This window comes from Pseudomonas sp. Pf153, from assembly GCF_001269775.1.
In the GTDB taxonomy this organism is placed as follows: domain Bacteria; phylum Pseudomonadota; class Gammaproteobacteria; order Pseudomonadales; family Pseudomonadaceae; genus Aquipseudomonas; species Aquipseudomonas uvaldensis.
On the sequence record NZ_LHVL01000009.1, the window covers coordinates 497788 to 515149 of the forward strand.

Here is a 17362-nt window from a genome sequence, read left to right on the forward strand (position 1 = left end):
CCCGACTGACACAACCTGTGGGAGCAAAGCTTGCTCCCACAGTTCTCCCCGCAGCCGCTAGAGAGCGAGCTGTCGCCGCAGCTCGGCCAGCACCGGTGCAGTGTCCGGACGAACGCCGCGCCACAAGTAAAACGCTTCGCCCGCCTGTTCCGCCAGCATGCCCAGGCCATCCATTGCTACCGCCGCGCCGTGTTCGCTGGCCCAGCGGCAGAAGGAGGTCGGTTCCTTGCCATACATCATGTCGTAGCAGAAGGTCCGGCCGGGCTCGATCAGGCTAGGGGCAATCGGCGGCACGGCGCCTGACAGGCTCGCGGACGTAGCGTTGATGATCAGATCCACTGGCTCCTGCAGCCAGTCGAAACCGCTGGCCGAGACGGGGCCCAGGTCGGCGAACAACTGCGCCAGCAATTCGGCTTTTTCCACCGTGCGGTTGGCGATGATCACCGAGGCCGGTGCTTCGGCCAACAGAGGTTCCAGGGCGCCGCGCACCGCACCACCGGCCCCCAGCAACAGGATGCGCTTGCCCTTGAGGCTGAAACCGGCATTGACCGTCAGGTCCCTTACCAGCCCGGCGCCGTCCGTGTTGTCGCCCAACAGGCGCCCGTCGTCGAGCTTGCTCAAGGTGTTGACCGCGCCGGCCCGTTGCGCACGCTCGGTCAGGCTGTCGGCCAGGCGAAAGGCGTCCTCCTTGAACGGCACAGTGACATTCGCCCCACGACCTTCGCGGAAAAATGCCTGCGCACACCCGGAAAAATCCTCCAGGGGTGCCAGCAGCGTGCTGTAGTCCAGCACCTGCCCGGTCTGTTCGGCGAACAGGCGGTGGATCAGCGGCGACTTGCTGTGGCCGATCGGGTTACCCATGACAACATAGCGATCCATGGACATCCCTCAGGCCGTCGCCAGCCAATCGCGATCCTGCAGGAAATACTCGGTCAGCCGCGCCTCTTCGCTGCCGGGTTCGGCTTTCCAGTCGTAGCCCCAACGCACCTGCGGCGGCAGGGACATCAGGATCGACTCGGTCCGTCCTCCCGATTGCAGCCCGAACAGGGTGCCGCGGTCGTAGACCAGATTGAATTCCACGTAGCGCCCACGGCGAAACTCCTGGAACTCCCGTTGCTTGGCCGTGAACGGGTCATGTTTGCGGCGGCGCACAATGGGCAGGTAAGCATCGATGTAAGCGTCGCCGATGGCGCGGATGAACGCGAAGCAGGTGTCGAAATCCCATTCGTTCAGGTCATCGAAAAACAGACCGCCGATGCCCCGGGGTTCGTTGCGATGCTTGAGGTGGAAATAGCTGTCGCACCAGGCCTTGTAGCGTGGGTACACCTCTGGGCCGAAGGGGGCGCAGGCCTGCTCGGCCACGCGGTGCCAGTGCACGCAATCTTCCTCCACGCCGTAATACGGCGTCAGATCGAAGCCACCACCGAACCACCAGACCGGTTCTTCGCCTTCCTTTTCGGCAATGAAAAAGCGCACGTTGGCATGGGAGGTCGGCACGTGGGGGTTGTGCGGGTGGATGACCAGCGACACTCCGAGGGCTTCAAAACCACGCCCGGCCAGTTCAGGTCGATGAGCGCTGGCCGACGGTGGGAGACCGCTGCCGAAGACGTGGGAAAAGTTGACGCCGCCCTTTTCAATGACTGTACCGTTTGCGATCACCCGAGTGCGACCACCGCCTCCGGCAGACCGGGTCCAGGCGTCTTCGACGAAACGTGTGCCTCCATCCTCGGCCTCCAGGGCAGCGCAGATGCGGTCTTGCAGGTCGAGCAGATAGGCTTTCACGGCCTCGGTGCGAGTGGTCATGACATCCCCTTATCAGGTCTGAGCCACGCGGCGTATAACGAGCCGGTGGCAAATGGGCGCACAGGATAACACCGCCGCTGGCCATGCCACAGTTGACGACGGTCAAGCATAGGAGTCCGATAGCAGGCTTGATAAAAGTCCTCAGACATGGAGAAAGTGATGATGGCCAAACGCATCCAGTTCAGTTCCCACGGCGGTCCCGAAGTGCTCGAGTACGTGGATTACCAGCCCGCCGAGCCGGGCCCGCAGCAAGTGCGCGTGAGCAACCGGGCGATCGGCCTGAACTTCATCGACACCTACTACCGCAGCGGTCTCTATCCGCCACCGGCCTTGCCGTCGGGGCTGGGTGCCGAAGGGGCGGGCGTGGTCGAGGCAGTCGGCAGCGAGGTCAAGCGCTTCAAGGTCGGTGACCGGGTGGCGTATGGCAGCGGTCCGCTGGGGGCCTACAGCGATGTGCATGTGCTGCCGGAGGCCAATCTCGTGCACCTGCCGGAATCCATCAGTTTCGAACAGGCCGCCGGGGTGATGCTCAAAGGGCTGACCGTCCAGTACTTGCTGCGCCAGACCTATGAACTCAAGGGCGGCGAAACCATCCTGTTCCACGCCGCGGCCGGTGGCGTGGGCTCCCTGGCCTGCCAATGGGCCAAAGCCCTGGGCGTGAAGCTGATCGGCACCGTCAGTTCGCCGGAAAAAGCCGCCGTTGCCAAGGCCCATGGCGCCTGGGAGACCATCGACTACAGCAAGGAAAACGTCGCGCAGCGTGTCCTGGAGTTGACTGACGGCAAGAAAGTCCCGGTGGTGTACGACGGGGTTGGCAAGGACACCTGGTTGACCTCTCTGGACTGCGTTGCGCCCCGCGGTTTGCTGGTGAGCTTCGGCAACGCCTCCGGTGCGGTGGAAGGTGTGAACCTGGGCATTCTCTCGGCCAAAGGTTCGCTGTACGTCACCCGCCCGACCCTGGCGACCTACGCCAACAACGCCGAAAACCTGCAACGCATGGCGGATGAACTGTTCGGGATGATCAGCAGCGGCAAGCTCACGGTGGATATCAACCAGCGGTATCCGCTGGCGGATGCGGCCAAGGCTCAGGCTGAACTGTCGGCGCGGCGGACGACGGGGTCGACCATTCTCCTGCCTTGAGGGTTGTGGCAAACCTAATGTGGGGCGCTCACAGATATTGCACCTGACAAAAAAACCTGTGGGAGCGGGCTTGCTCGCGAATGCGGTGGATCGGCTTGCATCTATGCTGAATGTGCCGATGCCTTCGCGGGCAAGCCCTCTTCCACAGAGGGTGTGCAAGGTGCCGAGGGTGGACTCTGCTCAGTCCGGGCGGACGACTTTGCCGGTCGCCAGGTCGCGGATGACGCTGGGGTTCTTGCGTCCGCCCAGGTTGCCGCCGAGTACCAGATCGATCTGTCCACGGAAGTATTGTTCGACGCGAATCCGCGTACGCGCCGCCGGGCGGCCCTGGGGGTTGGCCGAGGTGGAGACCAGCGGCCCGACCAGCGAGCACAGGTCGCGCACGATCGGGTGGTCGCTGACCCGTAGTGCCACGGTGTCGTGCACGCCCGTGATCCATTCAGGTAGCAGGTTCTGATGCGGCACCAGCCAGGTATTGGGCCCCGGCCAGGTGCTGGCCATGCGGTCCATCCAGGCCTCGGGAAAGTCTTCGAACAGGAAATCGAACTGGTGGATGTTATCGGCCACCAGGATCAACCCCTTGTCAGGCAGCCGCGACTTGATCGCCAGCAAGCGCTCGACCGCTTCCTCGTTCCACGGATCGCAGCCCAGGCCCCAGACCGCCTCGGTTGGATAGGCAATCACCGCCCCGGCGCGAATTTCTCGCGCGGCTTGTTGCACACGCCAACTGTTGACCATGAAAGTTTCTCCGCAACACACAATAAGGCTGTGCGCAGTTTACCGATCTTCCCCATAAAACCTAGCGTGCAAACCAACGTCCATTGTCGCAGATGGCCCGTCCCTCCATTTCCAGTTCGGTCAGTGCGGCCAGGACCTTGGGCAAGCCCCAGCCGCTGGCGTCGGCCAATGCTTCGCTGCTCTGCGGTGCGGCATGAAGCAGGCGCAGCAGTGGATGAGTCACTGGCGCGGGTTCCGAGGTCGCCGATATCCGTTGCCAACCGCGCAACGCTTCGAGGATATGCTCGACGGTTTCCACCAAGGCCGCGCCGTCGCGGATCAATTGGTGGCAGCCCCTCGCGCCGGGGTGATGGATCGACCCTGGAATGGCATACACCTCGCGGCCCTGTTCCGCCGCCAGTCGTGCGGTGATCAGCGAGCCGCTGGCCACGCTTGCCTCGACCACCAGCACGCCAAGGGACAAACCGCTGATGATTCGGTTACGGCGCGGAAAGTGGCTGGCATGGGGCGGCGCATCCAACGGAAACTCCGACAACACCGCGCTGCCTTGGTCGATCATGGCATTGGCCAAGCGACGATTACGCTGTGGATAAAAATTTTCCAGACCGGTACCCAGCACCCCGACGGTCTGTCCGCCGACGTCCAGCACCGCTTGATGAGCTGCCGCATCGATGCCCAATGCCAGGCCACTGGTGATGACAAAACCGGCACTGGCCAGGCTGCGGGAAAATGCCGCCGCCGTGTCCATGCCCGGTCGCGAGGCGCGACGACTGCCGACCATCGCCAACTGAGGTTTCTCCAGAATCCTCGGGTCGCCTGCAACGAACAGCAGCGGTGGCGCATCGCTGATCTGCGCCAGCAGCGCGGGGTATTCAGGCTGGTCCCACATCAGTAAATGCTGGCCCTCGCGCTCCAGCCAGGCCAATGCCTGGGCGGCGCCGTCACGCACATCCGGATCGCGCCGTGCCCCGGCACAGGTCGCCGGCAGCCCCAGCGCACGCCATGCGCTGGCCGGCGCGCTGATGGCTTTCGAGGCCGAACCAAAGGCCTCCATCAAGGTCATGAAACGTTTGGGACCCAGCTCCGGCAAGCGGTGCAGGCGTAACCGAGCCTCCAGTTCCGCTGGGGAAACCGAAGCAGATTCAGGTAATGACATGCGATCGTCCTTGATCGTAATAGGCCCCGCTCATGCGGGAACAAGCTGTGGATAACTCTGTTGGTAAGTTGTGAAACCCGTTATGGATTGCGCACCTTGTCGAGGATCGCCAGAGAGCGCGAGGCGTACAGCACCAAGCCATAGCTGAGCTTGTCGTAGGTGCGGAAAACCATCAGCAGGCCGGCCCGTTCGTCCGGGACCTTCACCGGTTGACCGGTAATGCGGTCGCGCACGGTTTCGCCGGTTTTCATCACCGCCAGGACGTTGCCTTCGGCCAGCCCGTCGCGACGTCCCTTGTTCAGGGTCACCACGTCCAGCGCGCCGATCTGGGTCACGCCACGTGGCACATCGAGGATCAGCCCATCGATGTCCGTTTTGGGCGCGCTGGGCATGAAGGTCGAGTTGATCGAGCGCTCCTCGCCGCTGAACAGGCGATCGCCGAGACGGACTTCCTGGGTGGTGCGTTGCAACGCGAGGGTGGTGATATCGCCTTCGGTGGCGACGACCTCGCCACCCCCGATGTCGTCGGCGTTTATACCCAGAAATTCCTTGGTCTCGGGGTCGGTATAGACCTTGCCCTGGCGGAAGATGCCATACGCCGTCTGGTTCGGGTCGAACATGCCACGGGCAAAGATCCGGTCCCCCATGCCGCTGAGCACTCGTTCCGCATCGCCGGCGACCACATAGGGGGCCTTGTCGAAATCTTCAGGTGTGTCGACGATACGGTTGCTCAGCAGGAAGCTGTTGATGGCCTGCAGCGGAATGCTTGGGATCGCATCGGCCACCGGCGAGCTGCGCACGCGCGGCGATAGCTTGATGGTGCCTCGCGACGCGCCGCGATTGAGGATCAGCCGTGGCTGGCCGTTGACGTAGACCAGCGTCAGGGTGTCGCCGGGATAGATCAGGTTCGGGTTTTCGATCTGCGGGTTGGCCTGCCAGAGTTCGGGCCATTTCCAGGGTTCACGCAGGTATTTGCCGGAAATGTCCCACAGCGTGTCCCCCGACACCACAGTGTATTGCTGCGGAAAACCTTCCCGAAGTTGCACTTGCCCATGCGCAAGGCCGGCCGAGGCCAGGAGCAGCAGGGCGAGTAGTGATTTCCTCATGCGGTGAATCCCTTTATCATGTGCGTTCGCGTAAAACGCCAGAGCCCCCATGGCTCGCGCCGATTCAGAAGCAGCGTTTTACAACGGTAGCCTGCATCCCAAGACACGCCAGGCCAGCCACCCGACTTTACCTCACACGTGCATTGATCAAGCTTATGGCCATTTTGAACATCCTCGAATTTCCGGACCCGCGCCTGCGCACTATCGCCAAACCGGTGGCCGTAGTGGACGACGAAGTGCGCCAGTTGGTCGATGATATGTTTGAAACAATGTATGAAGCGCCGGGCATCGGCCTTGCCGCGACCCAGGTCAACGTGCACAAGCGTATCGTCGTGATGGACCTCTCCGAAGACCGCAGCGAGCCGCGGGTGTTCATCAATCCGGAGTTCGAAACCCTCACCGACGAGATGGAGCCATATCAGGAAGGCTGCCTTTCGGTACCGGGCTTCTACGAAAACGTCGACCGCCCCCAGAAGGTCAGGATCAAGGCCCTGGACCGCGACGGCCAACCCTACGAGCTGATTGCCGAGGGCTTGCTGGCGGTGTGCATCCAGCACGAGTGTGACCACCTCAACGGCAAGTTGTTCGTGGATTACCTGTCGACCCTCAAGCGTGACCGGATCAAGAAAAAACTGGAAAAAATCCACCGCCAGAATGCTTGACGCCCCTCTTCAAAGGCTTGCTGCGGCAAGCCTTTTTCTTTTTGCGACTGCCTTGTAATTGAGAGCTTCCCATGACTGAGCCACTGCGCATCGTCTTTGCCGGCACTCCCGAATTTGCCGCCGAACACCTCAAGGCCCTGCTGGCCAGCCCCCACGAGATCGTCGCGGTCTACACCCAGCCGGATCGCCCTGCCGGTCGCGGACAAAAGCTGATGCCCAGCCCGGTCAAACAGTTGGCCGTGGAAAATGGCATCCCAGTGCTGCAGCCGCCGACCCTGCGAGACGCGCAGGCACAAGCTGAACTGGCCGCATTGAAGCCGGATTTGATGGTAGTGGTCGCCTATGGCTTGATCCTGCCCCAGGCTGTGCTGGACATTCCGCGTCTGGGTTGCATCAACAGCCACGCCTCGCTGTTGCCGCGCTGGCGCGGTGCGGCGCCGATCCAGCGCGCCGTGGAAGCCGGCGACGCCGAAAGCGGCGTGACCGTGATGCGCATGGAAGCCGGCCTGGACACCGGGCCGATGCTGCTCAAGGTCAGCACCCCCATCAGCGCCGAAGACACCGGCGGCAGCCTGCACGACCGCCTCGCGCTGATCGGTCCGCCAGCGGTGGTCCAGACCATCGCCGGCCTGGCCGCCGGTACGCTGCAAGGCGAAGTGCAGGACGACAGCCTCGCCACCTACGCCCACAAATTGAACAAGGACGAGGCGCGCATCGACTGGAGCCGCCCGGCTGTCGAACTGGAACGTCTGGTGCGGGCCTTCAACCCCTGGCCGATCTGCCATAGCACTTTGAACGGCGAAGCCCTGAAAGTGTTGGCGGCCCGCCTGACCGAAGGGCAGGGCGCACCGGGACACATCATCGGCGCCAGCAAGGACGGCCTTGTCGTTGCCTGTGGCGAGCAGGCGCTGTGTCTGACGCGTCTGCAATTGCCCGGCGGCAAGGCGCTGAACTTCAGCGATTTGTTCAACAGCCGCCGCGAGAAATTTACCCTCGGCACGGTCCTCGGCCAAACGGCGGACGCCTCATGAATCCGCGTCTGGCCGCCGCCAAGGCCCTCGCCGCTGTCCTCAGCGGCAAAGCCTCGCTCAACAGTTCCCTGCCGACCCAGCTGGACAAGGTGGAAGACCGTGATCGCGGCTTCACCCAGGACCTGGCATTCGGCACCGCCCGCTGGCAGCCACGGTTGTCGGCCTTGGCGGCCAAGCTGTTGCAGAAGCCGTTCAAGGCCGCCGACGCCGACGTCGAAGCGTTGCTGCTGGTGGGGCTCTATCAGCTGCTCTACACCCGCGTCCCCGCTCACGCCGCCATCGGCGAGACCGTGGGTTGCGCCGACAAACTGAAAAAACCCTGGGCCAAGGCCCTGCTCAATGCCGTGTTGCGCCGCGCCCAGCGGGAGAGCGAAAGCCTGCTGGCCGAACTGGAGCGCGACCCGGTGGTACGCACCGCCCACCCGCGCTGGCTGCAGAAATCCCTGAAAGCTTTCTGGCCCGAGCAGTGGGAAGCCATCTGCGCGGCCAACAACGCCCATCCGCCGATGATCCTGCGGGTCAACCGTCGCCACCACACTCGCGATGCCTACCTGGCGTTGCTGGGCGAGGCGGGCGTCCCGGCGATCCCTTGCCAGCACAGCCGCGATGGCATCGTCCTGGAAACCCCCGGCGATGTGCGCACCCTGCCGGGGTTTGACGAAGGTTGGATCAGCGTCCAGGACGAAGCCGCGCAACTGGCCGCCGACCTGCTGGAACTGGCGCCGGGCCAACGGGTACTGGACGCCTGCTGCGCGCCGGGTGGCAAGACCTGCCACATCCTCGAAGCCGAGCCGAAGCTGGCCGGTGTAGTGGCCGTGGACCTGGAGGCCAAACGCCTGGTGCGGGTAAAGGAAAATCTTGAACGCCTGGGCCTCGACGCCAAGCTGATCGCCGCCGACGGCCGCGACACCGCGAGCTGGTGGGACGGCAAGCCGTTCCAGCGGATCCTGCTGGACGCGCCATGTTCGGCCACCGGTGTGATTCGTCGTCACCCCGACATCAAACTCACCCGCCAGCCGGACGACATCGCCGCACTGGCGGTATTGCAGGGCGAACTGCTCGATGCCTTATGGCAGACCCTCCAAGTGGGCGGCATCCTGCTCTATGCCACCTGTTCGACCTTGCCGACCGAGAACACTGAAGTGATCGAGGCTTTCCTGACTCGCACGCCGGGCGCGCGGGAGCTGGACATTGCCAGTCAGGCCGGCCTGAAGCAGCCCCATGGCCGTCAGTTGCTGGCTCAGGAAGGCGGCCATGATGGGTTCTACTACGCCAAGCTGATAAAAATCGCCGCGCGCGGCTAAGACCGATTCAATAGGAGTGAGCGGATGAAAATCATCATCCTCGGCGCAGGACAGGTTGGCGGATCGCTGGCGGAGCATCTGGCCAGCGAGGCCAACGACATCACCGTGGTCGATACGAACGGCGACCGTCTGCGCGACCTCGGCGACCGCCTCGACATCCGTACCGTGCAAGGACGCGGTTCATTGCCGACCGTGCTGCGCCAGGCCGGCGCGGACGATGCCGACATGCTGGTGGCCGTCACCAACAGCGACGAAACCAACATGGTCGCTTGCCAGGTGGCCCACACCCTGTTCCACACTCCGACCAAGATTGCCCGCGTGCGCGAAGCGGCCTACCTGACCCGCGCCGACCTGTTTGACAACGAAGCGATCCCGGTGGACGTGCTGATCAGCCCCGAGCAGGTGGTGACCAACTACATCAAACGCCTGATCGAGCACCCCGGCGCCTTGCAGGTGATCGACTTTGCCGAGAGCAAGGCGCAACTGGTGGCGGTCAGGGCCTACTACGGCGGGCCGCTCGTGGGCCAGCAACTGCGCCAGCTGCGCGAGCACATGCCGAACGTGGAGACACGGGTCGCGGCGATTTTCCGACGTGACCGTCCGATCCTGCCCCAGGGCGATACGGTGATCGAAGCGGACGACGAGGTCTTTTTCATCGCTGCCAAGGCGAACATTCGTGCTGTGATGAGCGAAATGCGCCGTCTCGACGAGAACTACAAGCGCATCGTCATCGCCGGCGGTGGGCAGATCGGCGAACGTCTGGCAGAAGCCATCGAAAGCCGCTACCAGGTGAAGATCATCGAGATGAATCCGGCGCGCTGCCGCTACCTCTCCGACACCCTCGACAGCACCGTGGTGTTGCAGGGCAGTGCATCGGACCGCGACCTGCTGCTGGAAGAAAACATCGCCGACGCCGACATCTTCCTGGCCCTGACCAACGACGACGAAGCCAACATCATGTCCTCGCTACTGGCCAAGCGCCTGGGCGCGAGAAAAGTGATGACCATCATCAACAACCCGGCCTACGTCGACCTGATCCAGGGCGGCGACATCGACATCGCCATCAGCCCGCAACTGGCGACCATCGGTACCTTGCTGGCCCACGTGCGACGCGGCGACATCGTCAGCGTCCACTCCCTGCGCCGCGGCGCCGCCGAAGCCATCGAAGCGATTGCCCATGGCGATGCCAAGTCCAGCAAAGTCATCGGCAAAGCCATCCGCGACATCGGCCTGCCGCCCGGTACCACCATCGGCGCGATCATACGAGACGAAGAGGTCCTGATCGCCCACGACGACACCGTGATCCAGACCGGCGACCATGTGATCCTGTTCCTGGTGGACAAGAAGCACATTCGCGATGTCGAGAAGCTGTTTCATGTTGGGTTGAGTTTTTTCTGATCCGGGTTTTGCAGTGATGCCAAGGGCCTCATCGCGAGCAGGCTCGCTCCCACAGTGGTTCAATGCTGCTCACAAGATTTGTGTTTACCAGCGATCCCCTGTGGGAGCGAGCCTGCTCGCGATAGCCATCTAACATTCAACAGATCAGCCACTGGAACAACCCAAAAAGGACAGGTCCCCATGCTCGAATCCCTGGAAAAAATGCTAGCCAAGGGCATCGACAATCCCCTGCTGCGCTTCGGCCTGGGCAAAGGCTACCTCGACCTGGGCGACTACCCTCGCGCCGCCGAACACTTCCAGCGCTGCATTGAACTCGATCCCAAATACTCCGCCGCGTGGAAGCTTCTGGGCAAGGCCCACCAGGGCCAAGGCAACCTCCCAGCCGCCCGCCACGCCTGGGAACAAGGCCTGCAAGCCGCCCAAGCCCACGGCGACAAGCAGGCTGAAAAGGAAATGACCGTGTTCCTGAAAAAACTGGACCGCCATTCCTGACACAAAAACCGACGATCAAGCCAAGTCAGCCGTCCTTAAACGGGCTGCTCAACCGCCGCTGTCCTCGACGCAAGCGTTTCCAGAATCGCATCACGGCACACCGCTAGAATTTCATCGGCCAACGGCGAATCGTCCGGACAGGCTCGTGACATGACAAGCGCGCCAAGCGCATGGGCCATGTTGGAAAGACACTGCGCCCGGGCAGCCTCAGCGTCTGCTTGGCCGCTTTCGGTCCGGCCTTTGAGCAGCACCGCCAGCTGAGTCTCGATACCCGCGGCAAAGGTGGCTCGAACCCCTTCCTCTTTGCGCGCTGCATCACCGCACAAGGCTGCCAGCGTGCACCCGCTGGCGCGGTCATCGCGGTGCTCGCGCGCCAGGTACAACCTGATGTACTCCTCGGCGGAATTGCCTGTCGTCAGCACGGCCGAACGCTCGATACCGCACGCGGATGACTCGGCCATCAGATCGGCCTTGGAATTGAAGTGCTTGTAGAACCCGCCTTGGGTAAAACCGGCAGCCGCCATCAGATCCGCGATACCGACGCCGTCGTACCCACGTTCTCTGAACAGCGCTGAGGCGGTTTCCACGATATGCGCACGATTGGCCTGCGCCTGTTGTTTCGTGACTTTCATCATCCAATCCAAACGTTGTCCACACAGGGCATCATCATACATTGATGTCGAGCAACATCAAAACGTTGACTTTTTAGAGTTTGGTCGTAATCATAAAAGTCATTCCGTATCGGAAGCCGACCATCTCCGGTTGAAACACACCTCACAGAAGCCATCAGGAAGCCTCACCATGACCACACTTGCGACTGTTCTCATCACCGGCGCCTCCAGCGGTATCGGCGCCACCTATGCCAAGCGCTTTGCCCATCGCGGTCACGACTTGGTCCTTGTTGCACGCGATAAAGAGCGCCTTGAGGCGCTGGCCGCGCAGCTTCGCGAAGAAAACGGCATTGCTGTCGAAGTGCTCCAGGCTGATTTGACCTCCGCCACCGATCTTGGCGCAGTCGAAGCCCGCCTGCGTGAGGACTCTCGCATTGGTGTACTGATCAACAACGCCGGGCTGGCGCAGGCCGGCGGGTTCGTTCAACAGAGCGCCGATGCGATCGACCGGCTTGTTTCGCTGAACGTCTTGGCGGTCACTCGCCTGGCGGCTGCGGTGGCTCCTCGCTTTGCCCAGTCGGGTACGGGCGCCATCGTCAACCTCGGCTCGGTGGTGGGTTTTGCACCTGAATTCGGCATGTCGGTGTATGGCGCCACGAAGGCTTTCGTCCTGTTCCTGTCCCAGGGACTGCACCTGGAATTGTCCGCCAAAGGTGTCTACGTCCAAGCGGTATTGCCGGCGGCCACCCGCACCGAAATCTGGGAGCGCGCAGGGTTTGATATCAACGCCTTGCCCGAAGTGATGGATGTCGAAGAACTCGTCGATGCGGCCCTGATCGGCTATGACCGCCGGGAGCTGGTGACCATCCCACCGCTGCACGTAGAGGAACGTTGGAGTGCCTTGGAGCAGGCCCGTCAGGGCTTGATGTCAGACATTCGGCAGGCCCATGCCGCCGAGCGTTATCAACCGGAATCCGTGCAGTGAGAGCACTCACATTCAAACGCTATGGCAAGTCGCCGGAGGTCGGGTTCGAGCAGGTTCCGCGCCCGACCCTCAAGCCTGACGAGCTGTTGGTCGAGGTTCACGCGGCCGGGGTGAACCCCATCGACAACATGATCCTGACCGGTATGTTCAAGCCCGTCATCAAGCTCCAGCTCCCGGCCGTCATGGGCAGCGACCTTGCTGGCGTGGTGACGCAGATCGGCAGCGCAGTGACTCGCTTCAAAGTAGGGGATGCGATTTTCGCCAGCATTTTCGATCTCGGCACTGGTTCAATCGCCGAGTTCGCTGTCGTACCCGAGCGTGTCGCCGCACTGAAACCGGACAACCTGGACTTTGTGCAAGCCGCCTCCATCCCCATGGTCGGGCTGACTTCCTGGCAAGCGTTGAAACAACGCGCCAATCTGATGCCCGGCCAGAAAGTCTTCATCCCCGCAGGCTCAGGGGGCATCGGCACCTTCGCGATCCAGCTGGCCAAACACCTGGGCGCCACGGTGGGCACGACCACCAGCGCCGCCAACATCGAGCTGGTTCGCAGCCTGGGCGCGGATGAGATCGTCGATTACAGGACGCAGGCATTCGAACGGGTGCTAAGCGGATACGACGTGGTACTCGGCACCACCAAAGGGGATGCGATTGAAAAGTCCGTGGGCATTCTCAATCGGGGGGGCAAGATCGTCTCCCTCGTCGGCCCGCTGGACAAGGCCTTTGCCAAGACCCGCCGGCTGAACGTCTTCCTTGCCTTCGTATTCGGTCTGATGAGTCGCAAGATCAGGAGCCTCGCGAAAAAGCACGACGTGACTTATTCGTTCCTCTTCGTTCACCCGGATGGCGCCCAGCTCAATGAGATTGGCAACCTGATCAGCGCCGAACGGATCAAACCGGTGATTGACCGAGTCTTTTCTTTCGAACAAGCGAAGGAAGCGCTCGATTACCTGGCCCAGGGCCGTGCGAAGGGAAAGGTGGTTGTCAGGATGAAGTGATCGAAGCCAATTAGCCAATAGCCGACGATGATCCTGTGGGAGCGAGGCTTGCCCGCGATGACGATCTCACTCCCGACACACGATAAGGATCACTGGGCTACGAGCGACCGATCCTATGTATTGACATATCGAAAAATCTCGATATCCTCGCCGCATGGACCTACTCGAAATATTCAAAGCCCTCTCAAACCCGACACGTCTCCAAATCCTGAAAGGTTTGAAGGATCCGGCAAAGAACTTTCCCCCGCAGGATGAGGGTGACGTTCACACGGTCGGCGTCTGCGTCAGCAGTATCCAGGAAGGCATCGGCCTGTCGCAGTCAACGGTGTCCGGTTATCTGGCAACGCTGCAACGGGTGGGCCTGGTGGAAGTGCGGCGCATCGGCCAGTGGACCTACTACAAACGCAATGAAGCAACCATCAGCGCTCTGGCCGAGATCATCGGGAAAGACCTGTAGTATTTTTTTGCCACAATATATCGAGATATCTCGATATCCCTTTTTCTAGATGCGAGGATTTACCATGAAAGCGATGATGCTGAAATCATTCGGCGGTCCTGAATCGTTCGAACTGCGCGACGTGCCCAAGCCTGTGCCGCAAGCGGGGCAAGTCCTGGTCCGTGTGCACGCCACTTCCATCAACCCACTGGATTACCAGGTTCGACGCGGCGACTATCCCGACCTGGTGCCACTGCCGGCCATCACCGGCCACGACGTATCTGGCGTGGTCGAAGCCGTTGGGCCGGGTGTGACCACCTTCGCGCCTGGAGACGAAGTCTGGTACACCCCGCAGATATTTGAAGGGTCAGGCAGCTACGCCGAGTACCACGTCGCGGCCGAAAGCATTGTCGGGAAGAAACCGCCCGAGTTGAGCCATCTTGAGGCCGCAAGCCTGACCCTGGTGGGCGGGACGGTGTGGGAAGCGCTGGTGGTGCGTGCGGCGCTCAGGGTCGGGGAGAGCATTCTTATCCACGGCGGCGCTGGAGGCGTCGGGCATGTCGCGATCCAAGTGGCCAAAGCCATGGGCGCCCGGGTATTCACCACCGTGCGCGACACGAACGCCGAGTTCGTCCGCAACTTGGGTGCCGACGTGATCATCGACTACGAGAAAGAAGACTATGTCGATGCCGTCCTTCGGGAAACCGCTGGCCACGGCGTTGATGTCGTGTTCGACACCATCGGCGGCAACACCCTGTCGCGCAGCCCCGACGTGCTCGCCCAACTGGGCCGCGTCGTCTCGATCGTCGACATCGCCCAGCCACAAAACCTCGTCCAGGCCTGGGGCAAGAACGCGAGCTATCACTTCGTGTTCACCCGGCAAAACCGCGGCAAGCTCGATGAGTTGAGCGCCCTGATCGCCCGCGGTCAGCTGCGCCCACACGTCGGCGCCGTCTACTCGCTCGCCGACATTCCCCTGGCCCATGCCCGACTGGAAAGTCCCAACAACGGCCTGCGAGGCAAAATCGCGATTGCCGTCGAGCCGTAACTCATTCCGTAACTGCGCAGACAATTCAGAGGTGCATCATGGTTTATGAAATCGCTGTGCTCCCCATTCACAAAGAACGCATTGAAGGTTTCCGAAGTGCATTTGCCGAAGTCGCCCCATTGCTCACCCGCGCCAAGGGCTATGGCGGCCACCTGCTCGCGCAAGGAATTGAAAGCCCCGAGCAATTCAACCTGATCGTGCGATGGCAATCATTGGAAGATCACACGCCGGGCTTCGAAGCGAGTGAAGACCATCGCCTGTTCATGATGGGCCTGGAGGAATATTTCTCGGGAGAACCGAAGGTCTACCATGTTGAGGGGGGCAGTTTCTAGGCGTGTCCAAACAGAAACGGGGAGGATTTATTCTGAAAATAAATCCTCCCCGTTTCTATTTTTTGTCACCCAGGGGCAACGGCTAGCGCTTCAATCAGCCAAAGATTTTTACGCTTTCTTTACGACTGCTGTTTCCACCCTCAAAGATACTGGCGGCGATTCTCCTGATCGTCCGTGCCTGTACGACTTCTTCCCCGCCATTCGAGAGAAGCGAACCTTGAGTGAAACCGCGACCCTTACCCATGAAAACTCGTCATCCAAAACATCAGGGCTGGGCTTGCTCGTCGCTGCGGTCGGGGTGGTCTATGGGGATATTGGCACCAGTCCTCTTTACACGTTGAAAGAAGTTTTTTCCGGGCACTTCGCAATCCAGGCCAATCATGAGGGCGTGCTGGGCATTCTGTCGTTGATCTTCTGGTCGCTGATCTGGGTCGTCTCGATCAAATATGTCCTGTTCATTCTGCGCGCCAGCAACCAGGGCGAAGGCGGCATCATGGCGTTGACCGCGCTGGCCCGCCGCGCGGCGGCGCCTTATCCGCACCTGAGCAAGGTACTGGTGCTGCTTGGCCTCTTCGGTGCGGCGCTTTTTTACGGTGACAGCATGATCACCCCGGCTATTTCAGTGCTCTCGGCGGTCGAGGGGCTACAGCTGGCGTTTGACGGAATTGAACACTGGGTTGTGCCCTTGTCAGTGATCGTGCTGGTGGTGCTGTTCTTGATACAGAAACACGGCACGGCTCGCATTGGCATCCTGTTCGGCCCGGTGATGGTGCTGTGGTTCGTCGTGTTAGGTGCACTGGGAATCTACGGCATCTTGCAGCGGCCGGAAGTGCTGCAAGCGCTCAATCCTTATTGGGGCGTGCATTTTTTTATCGCTCATCCGGGAATCGGCGTGGCCATCCTTGGGGCCGTGGTTCTCGCATTGACCGGCGCCGAAGCGTTGTATGCCGATATGGGCCACTTCGGCCGCAAACCCATTTCCCGTGCCTGGTTCCTGCTGGTGCTGCCAGGGCTGGCACTCAATTACTTTGGCCAAGGGGCCTTGATCCTGGAAAACCCGGAGGCCGTGCGCAATCCGTTTTATCTGCTTGCGCCCGGCTGGGCTCTGCTGCCGATGGTTGCGCTCGCCACACTGGCGACGATCATCGCTTCCCAAGCCGTGATCTCCGGTGCCTTTTCCCTGACGCGCCAGGCCATCCAGTTGGGATACGTCCCGCGGATGTTCATCCAGCACACCTCCAGCCAGGAGCAGGGGCAAATTTACATTGGCACGGTTAACTGGGCGTTGATGGTCGGCGTGGTGCTGCTGGTGATCGGTTTCGAATCGTCCAGCGCCTTAGCGGCTGCTTATGGCGTCGCGGTGACGGGCACCATGTTGATCACCACCCTTCTGTCCTCGGCTGTCGTCCTGCTGCTCTGGAAAACCCCACGTTGGTTGGCCATTCCGATGCTGATCGGTTTTCTTCTGGTCGACACCCTGTACTTCGCGGCCAATGCGCCAAAGATTTTCCAGGGCGGTGCGTTTCCGGTCATTGCCGGTATTGGCCTGTTCATTTTGATGACCACCTGGAAGCGCGGCCGCAACATCGTCGTCGAACGGTTGGATGAAACGGCACTGCCGCTGCCGCTGTTCATCGGCAGCATCCGTTCGCAACCTCCCCATCGCGTACAGGGAACGGCAGTATTCCTCACGGCCAGGACCGATGCGGTCCCCCACGCACTGTTGCACAACCTGCTGCATAACCAGGTGCTGCATGAGCAAGTGGTGTTGCTCACCGTGGTGTCTGAAGACAGCCCACGGGTGAGCGCCGAACGCCGGTTCGAGGTGCACGCCTATGGTGAAGGATTCTTCCGGGTCAGCCTGCACTTTGGCTTTATCGAAGAGCCCGACGTGCCCTTGGCGTTGAGCCTCTGCCACTTGGCTGAACTGGACTTCAGCCCGATGCGCACCACCTATTTCCTGAGCCGGGAAACCGTCATCCCGAGCAAACGCATAGGCATGGCCCGTTGGCGAGAAAGCCTGTTCGCCTTTTTGCTGAAAAACGCCAACAGCAACCTCAAGTACTTCAAGCTGCCATTGAATCGGGTGATCGAACTGGGCACCCAGGTGGAAATGTAAGCG

18 protein-coding genes are annotated in these 17362 nt (G+C 61.5%); 12 read left to right on the forward strand and 6 right to left on the reverse strand.

What is annotated here, in order from left to right; all coding sequences use genetic code 11:
• Positions 1-57: 57 nt before the first annotated feature.
• Complete coding sequence (gene aroE, locus AD666_RS07195) at positions 58-879, reverse strand: shikimate dehydrogenase (protein ID WP_053149398.1); 822 nt, start codon at positions 877-879, stop codon at positions 58-60.
• Between the two features lie 9 nt (positions 880-888).
• On the reverse strand, positions 889-1803 hold the full coding sequence (hemF, locus tag AD666_RS07200) for an oxygen-dependent coproporphyrinogen oxidase (RefSeq protein ID WP_053149401.1): 915 nt from the start codon (positions 1801-1803) through the stop codon (positions 889-891).
• A 162-nt stretch (positions 1804-1965) separates the two neighbouring features.
• Between hemF and AD666_RS07205 the strand changes: the two genes are divergently transcribed.
• The gene (locus AD666_RS07205) at positions 1966-2943 is read left to right on the forward strand and encodes an NADPH:quinone reductase (protein ID WP_053149714.1); all 978 of its coding nucleotides are present in this window, start codon (positions 1966-1968) and stop codon (positions 2941-2943) included.
• A gap of 180 nt (positions 2944-3123) precedes the next feature.
• Here AD666_RS07205 and AD666_RS07210 read toward each other — a convergent pair whose 3' ends face one another.
• The 3 genes from AD666_RS07210 to AD666_RS07220 all read right to left on the reverse strand — a co-directional run bounded on the left by AD666_RS07210 (position 3124) and on the right by AD666_RS07220 (position 5943).
• Positions 3124-3681, reverse strand: a complete 558-nt coding sequence (locus tag AD666_RS07210; RefSeq protein ID WP_053149416.1) for an L-threonylcarbamoyladenylate synthase — start codon at positions 3679-3681, stop codon at positions 3124-3126.
• 61 nt (positions 3682-3742) lie between these two features.
• On the reverse strand, positions 3743-4837 hold the full coding sequence (dprA, locus tag AD666_RS07215; protein ID WP_053149419.1) for a DNA-processing protein DprA: 1095 nt from the start codon (positions 4835-4837) through the stop codon (positions 3743-3745).
• Between the two features lie 80 nt (positions 4838-4917).
• Entirely contained in the window at positions 4918-5943 is a 1026-nt protein-coding gene (locus AD666_RS07220) for a LysM peptidoglycan-binding domain-containing protein (RefSeq protein WP_053149422.1), read from the reverse strand.
• Between the two features lie 155 nt (positions 5944-6098).
• Between AD666_RS07220 and def the strand changes: the two genes are divergently transcribed.
• The 5 genes from def to AD666_RS07245 all read left to right on the forward strand — a co-directional run bounded on the left by def (position 6099) and on the right by AD666_RS07245 (position 10830).
• Complete coding sequence (def, locus tag AD666_RS07225; protein ID WP_053149424.1) at positions 6099-6605, forward strand: peptide deformylase; 507 nt, start codon at positions 6099-6101, stop codon at positions 6603-6605.
• Between the two features lie 71 nt (positions 6606-6676).
• Positions 6677-7636 (forward strand): methionyl-tRNA formyltransferase, encoded by a 960-nt coding sequence (gene fmt / locus AD666_RS07230; RefSeq protein ID WP_053149427.1) that lies wholly within the window; start codon positions 6677-6679, stop codon positions 7634-7636.
• A complete protein-coding gene (gene rsmB, locus AD666_RS07235; protein WP_053149430.1) occupies positions 7633-8940 on the forward strand; it encodes a 16S rRNA (cytosine(967)-C(5))-methyltransferase RsmB in 1308 nt (435 codons plus the stop codon). Before fmt ends, rsmB begins: the two co-directional genes overlap by 4 nt.
• Before the next feature lie 24 nt (positions 8941-8964).
• Positions 8965-10338 (forward strand): Trk system potassium transporter TrkA, encoded by a 1374-nt coding sequence (trkA, locus tag AD666_RS07240; protein WP_053149433.1) that lies wholly within the window; start codon positions 8965-8967, stop codon positions 10336-10338.
• A 180-nt stretch (positions 10339-10518) separates the two neighbouring features.
• Positions 10519-10830 carry a tetratricopeptide repeat protein gene (locus AD666_RS07245; protein WP_053149436.1) on the forward strand — a complete coding sequence of 104 codons (312 nt, stop codon included), beginning with the start codon at positions 10519-10521 and terminating at the stop codon, positions 10828-10830.
• A 35-nt stretch (positions 10831-10865) separates the two neighbouring features.
• Here AD666_RS07245 and AD666_RS07250 read toward each other — a convergent pair whose 3' ends face one another.
• Positions 10866-11462 carry a TetR family transcriptional regulator gene (locus tag AD666_RS07250; protein WP_053149439.1) on the reverse strand — a complete coding sequence of 199 codons (597 nt, stop codon included), beginning with the start codon at positions 11460-11462 and terminating at the stop codon, positions 10866-10868.
• A gap of 169 nt (positions 11463-11631) precedes the next feature.
• Here AD666_RS07250 and AD666_RS07255 point away from each other — a divergent pair, with 169 nt between their 5' ends.
• The 6 genes from AD666_RS07255 to AD666_RS07280 all read left to right on the forward strand — a co-directional run bounded on the left by AD666_RS07255 (position 11632) and on the right by AD666_RS07280 (position 17359).
• On the forward strand, positions 11632-12426 hold the full coding sequence (locus AD666_RS07255) for an SDR family oxidoreductase (protein WP_053149442.1): 795 nt from the start codon (positions 11632-11634) through the stop codon (positions 12424-12426).
• Positions 12423-13424: an NADP-dependent oxidoreductase gene (locus tag AD666_RS07260; RefSeq protein ID WP_053149445.1), complete on the forward strand. Its 1002-nt coding sequence runs from the start codon at positions 12423-12425 to the stop codon at positions 13422-13424. The genes AD666_RS07255 and AD666_RS07260 overlap by 4 nt, the downstream gene beginning before the upstream one ends.
• A 154-nt stretch (positions 13425-13578) precedes the next feature.
• Positions 13579-13881: a helix-turn-helix transcriptional regulator gene (locus tag AD666_RS07265; protein WP_003177098.1), complete on the forward strand. Its 303-nt coding sequence runs from the start codon at positions 13579-13581 to the stop codon at positions 13879-13881.
• A 64-nt stretch (positions 13882-13945) separates the two neighbouring features.
• A complete protein-coding gene (locus AD666_RS07270) occupies positions 13946-14908 on the forward strand; it encodes a zinc-dependent alcohol dehydrogenase family protein (protein WP_053149448.1) in 963 nt (320 codons plus the stop codon).
• A 38-nt stretch (positions 14909-14946) separates the two neighbouring features.
• The gene (locus tag AD666_RS07275; protein WP_053149451.1) at positions 14947-15240 is read left to right on the forward strand and encodes an antibiotic biosynthesis monooxygenase; all 294 of its coding nucleotides are present in this window, start codon (positions 14947-14949) and stop codon (positions 15238-15240) included.
• Positions 15241-15457: 217 nt separating this feature from the next.
• On the forward strand, positions 15458-17359 hold the full coding sequence (locus tag AD666_RS07280; protein ID WP_053149454.1) for a potassium transporter Kup: 1902 nt from the start codon (positions 15458-15460) through the stop codon (positions 17357-17359).
• Positions 17360-17362 lie beyond the last annotated feature (3 nt).

What these genes read in the sequence shown, in the direction of transcription:
- trkA (WP_053149433.1), top strand. Translation starts at nt 8,965, where the DNA reads ATGAAAATCATCATCCTCGGCGCAGGACAGGTTGGCGGATCGCTGGCG.
- rsmB (WP_053149430.1), top strand. Translation starts at nt 7,633, where the DNA reads ATGAATCCGCGTCTGGCCGCCGCCAAGGCCCTCGCCGCTGTCCTCAGC.
- def (WP_053149424.1), top strand. Translation starts at nt 6,099, where the DNA reads ATGGCCATTTTGAACATCCTCGAATTTCCGGACCCGCGCCTGCGCACT.
- aroE (WP_053149398.1), bottom strand. Translation starts at nt 879, where the DNA reads ATGGATCGCTATGTTGTCATGGGTAACCCGATCGGCCACAGCAAGTCG.
- AD666_RS07210 (WP_053149416.1), bottom strand. Translation starts at nt 3,681, where the DNA reads ATGGTCAACAGTTGGCGTGTGCAACAAGCCGCGCGAGAAATTCGCGCC.
- AD666_RS07275 (WP_053149451.1), top strand. Translation starts at nt 14,947, where the DNA reads ATGGTTTATGAAATCGCTGTGCTCCCCATTCACAAAGAACGCATTGAA.
- dprA (WP_053149419.1), bottom strand. Translation starts at nt 4,837, where the DNA reads ATGTCATTACCTGAATCTGCTTCGGTTTCCCCAGCGGAACTGGAGGCT.
- AD666_RS07255 (WP_053149442.1), top strand. Translation starts at nt 11,632, where the DNA reads ATGACCACACTTGCGACTGTTCTCATCACCGGCGCCTCCAGCGGTATC.
- fmt (WP_053149427.1), top strand. Translation starts at nt 6,677, where the DNA reads ATGACTGAGCCACTGCGCATCGTCTTTGCCGGCACTCCCGAATTTGCC.
- AD666_RS07205 (WP_053149714.1), top strand. Translation starts at nt 1,966, where the DNA reads ATGGCCAAACGCATCCAGTTCAGTTCCCACGGCGGTCCCGAAGTGCTC.
- AD666_RS07220 (WP_053149422.1), bottom strand. Translation starts at nt 5,943, where the DNA reads ATGAGGAAATCACTACTCGCCCTGCTGCTCCTGGCCTCGGCCGGCCTT.
- AD666_RS07265 (WP_003177098.1), top strand. Translation starts at nt 13,579, where the DNA reads ATGGACCTACTCGAAATATTCAAAGCCCTCTCAAACCCGACACGTCTC.
- AD666_RS07245 (WP_053149436.1), top strand. Translation starts at nt 10,519, where the DNA reads ATGCTCGAATCCCTGGAAAAAATGCTAGCCAAGGGCATCGACAATCCC.
- hemF (WP_053149401.1), bottom strand. Translation starts at nt 1,803, where the DNA reads ATGACCACTCGCACCGAGGCCGTGAAAGCCTATCTGCTCGACCTGCAA.
- AD666_RS07270 (WP_053149448.1), top strand. Translation starts at nt 13,946, where the DNA reads ATGAAAGCGATGATGCTGAAATCATTCGGCGGTCCTGAATCGTTCGAA.
- AD666_RS07250 (WP_053149439.1), bottom strand. Translation starts at nt 11,462, where the DNA reads ATGAAAGTCACGAAACAACAGGCGCAGGCCAATCGTGCGCATATCGTG.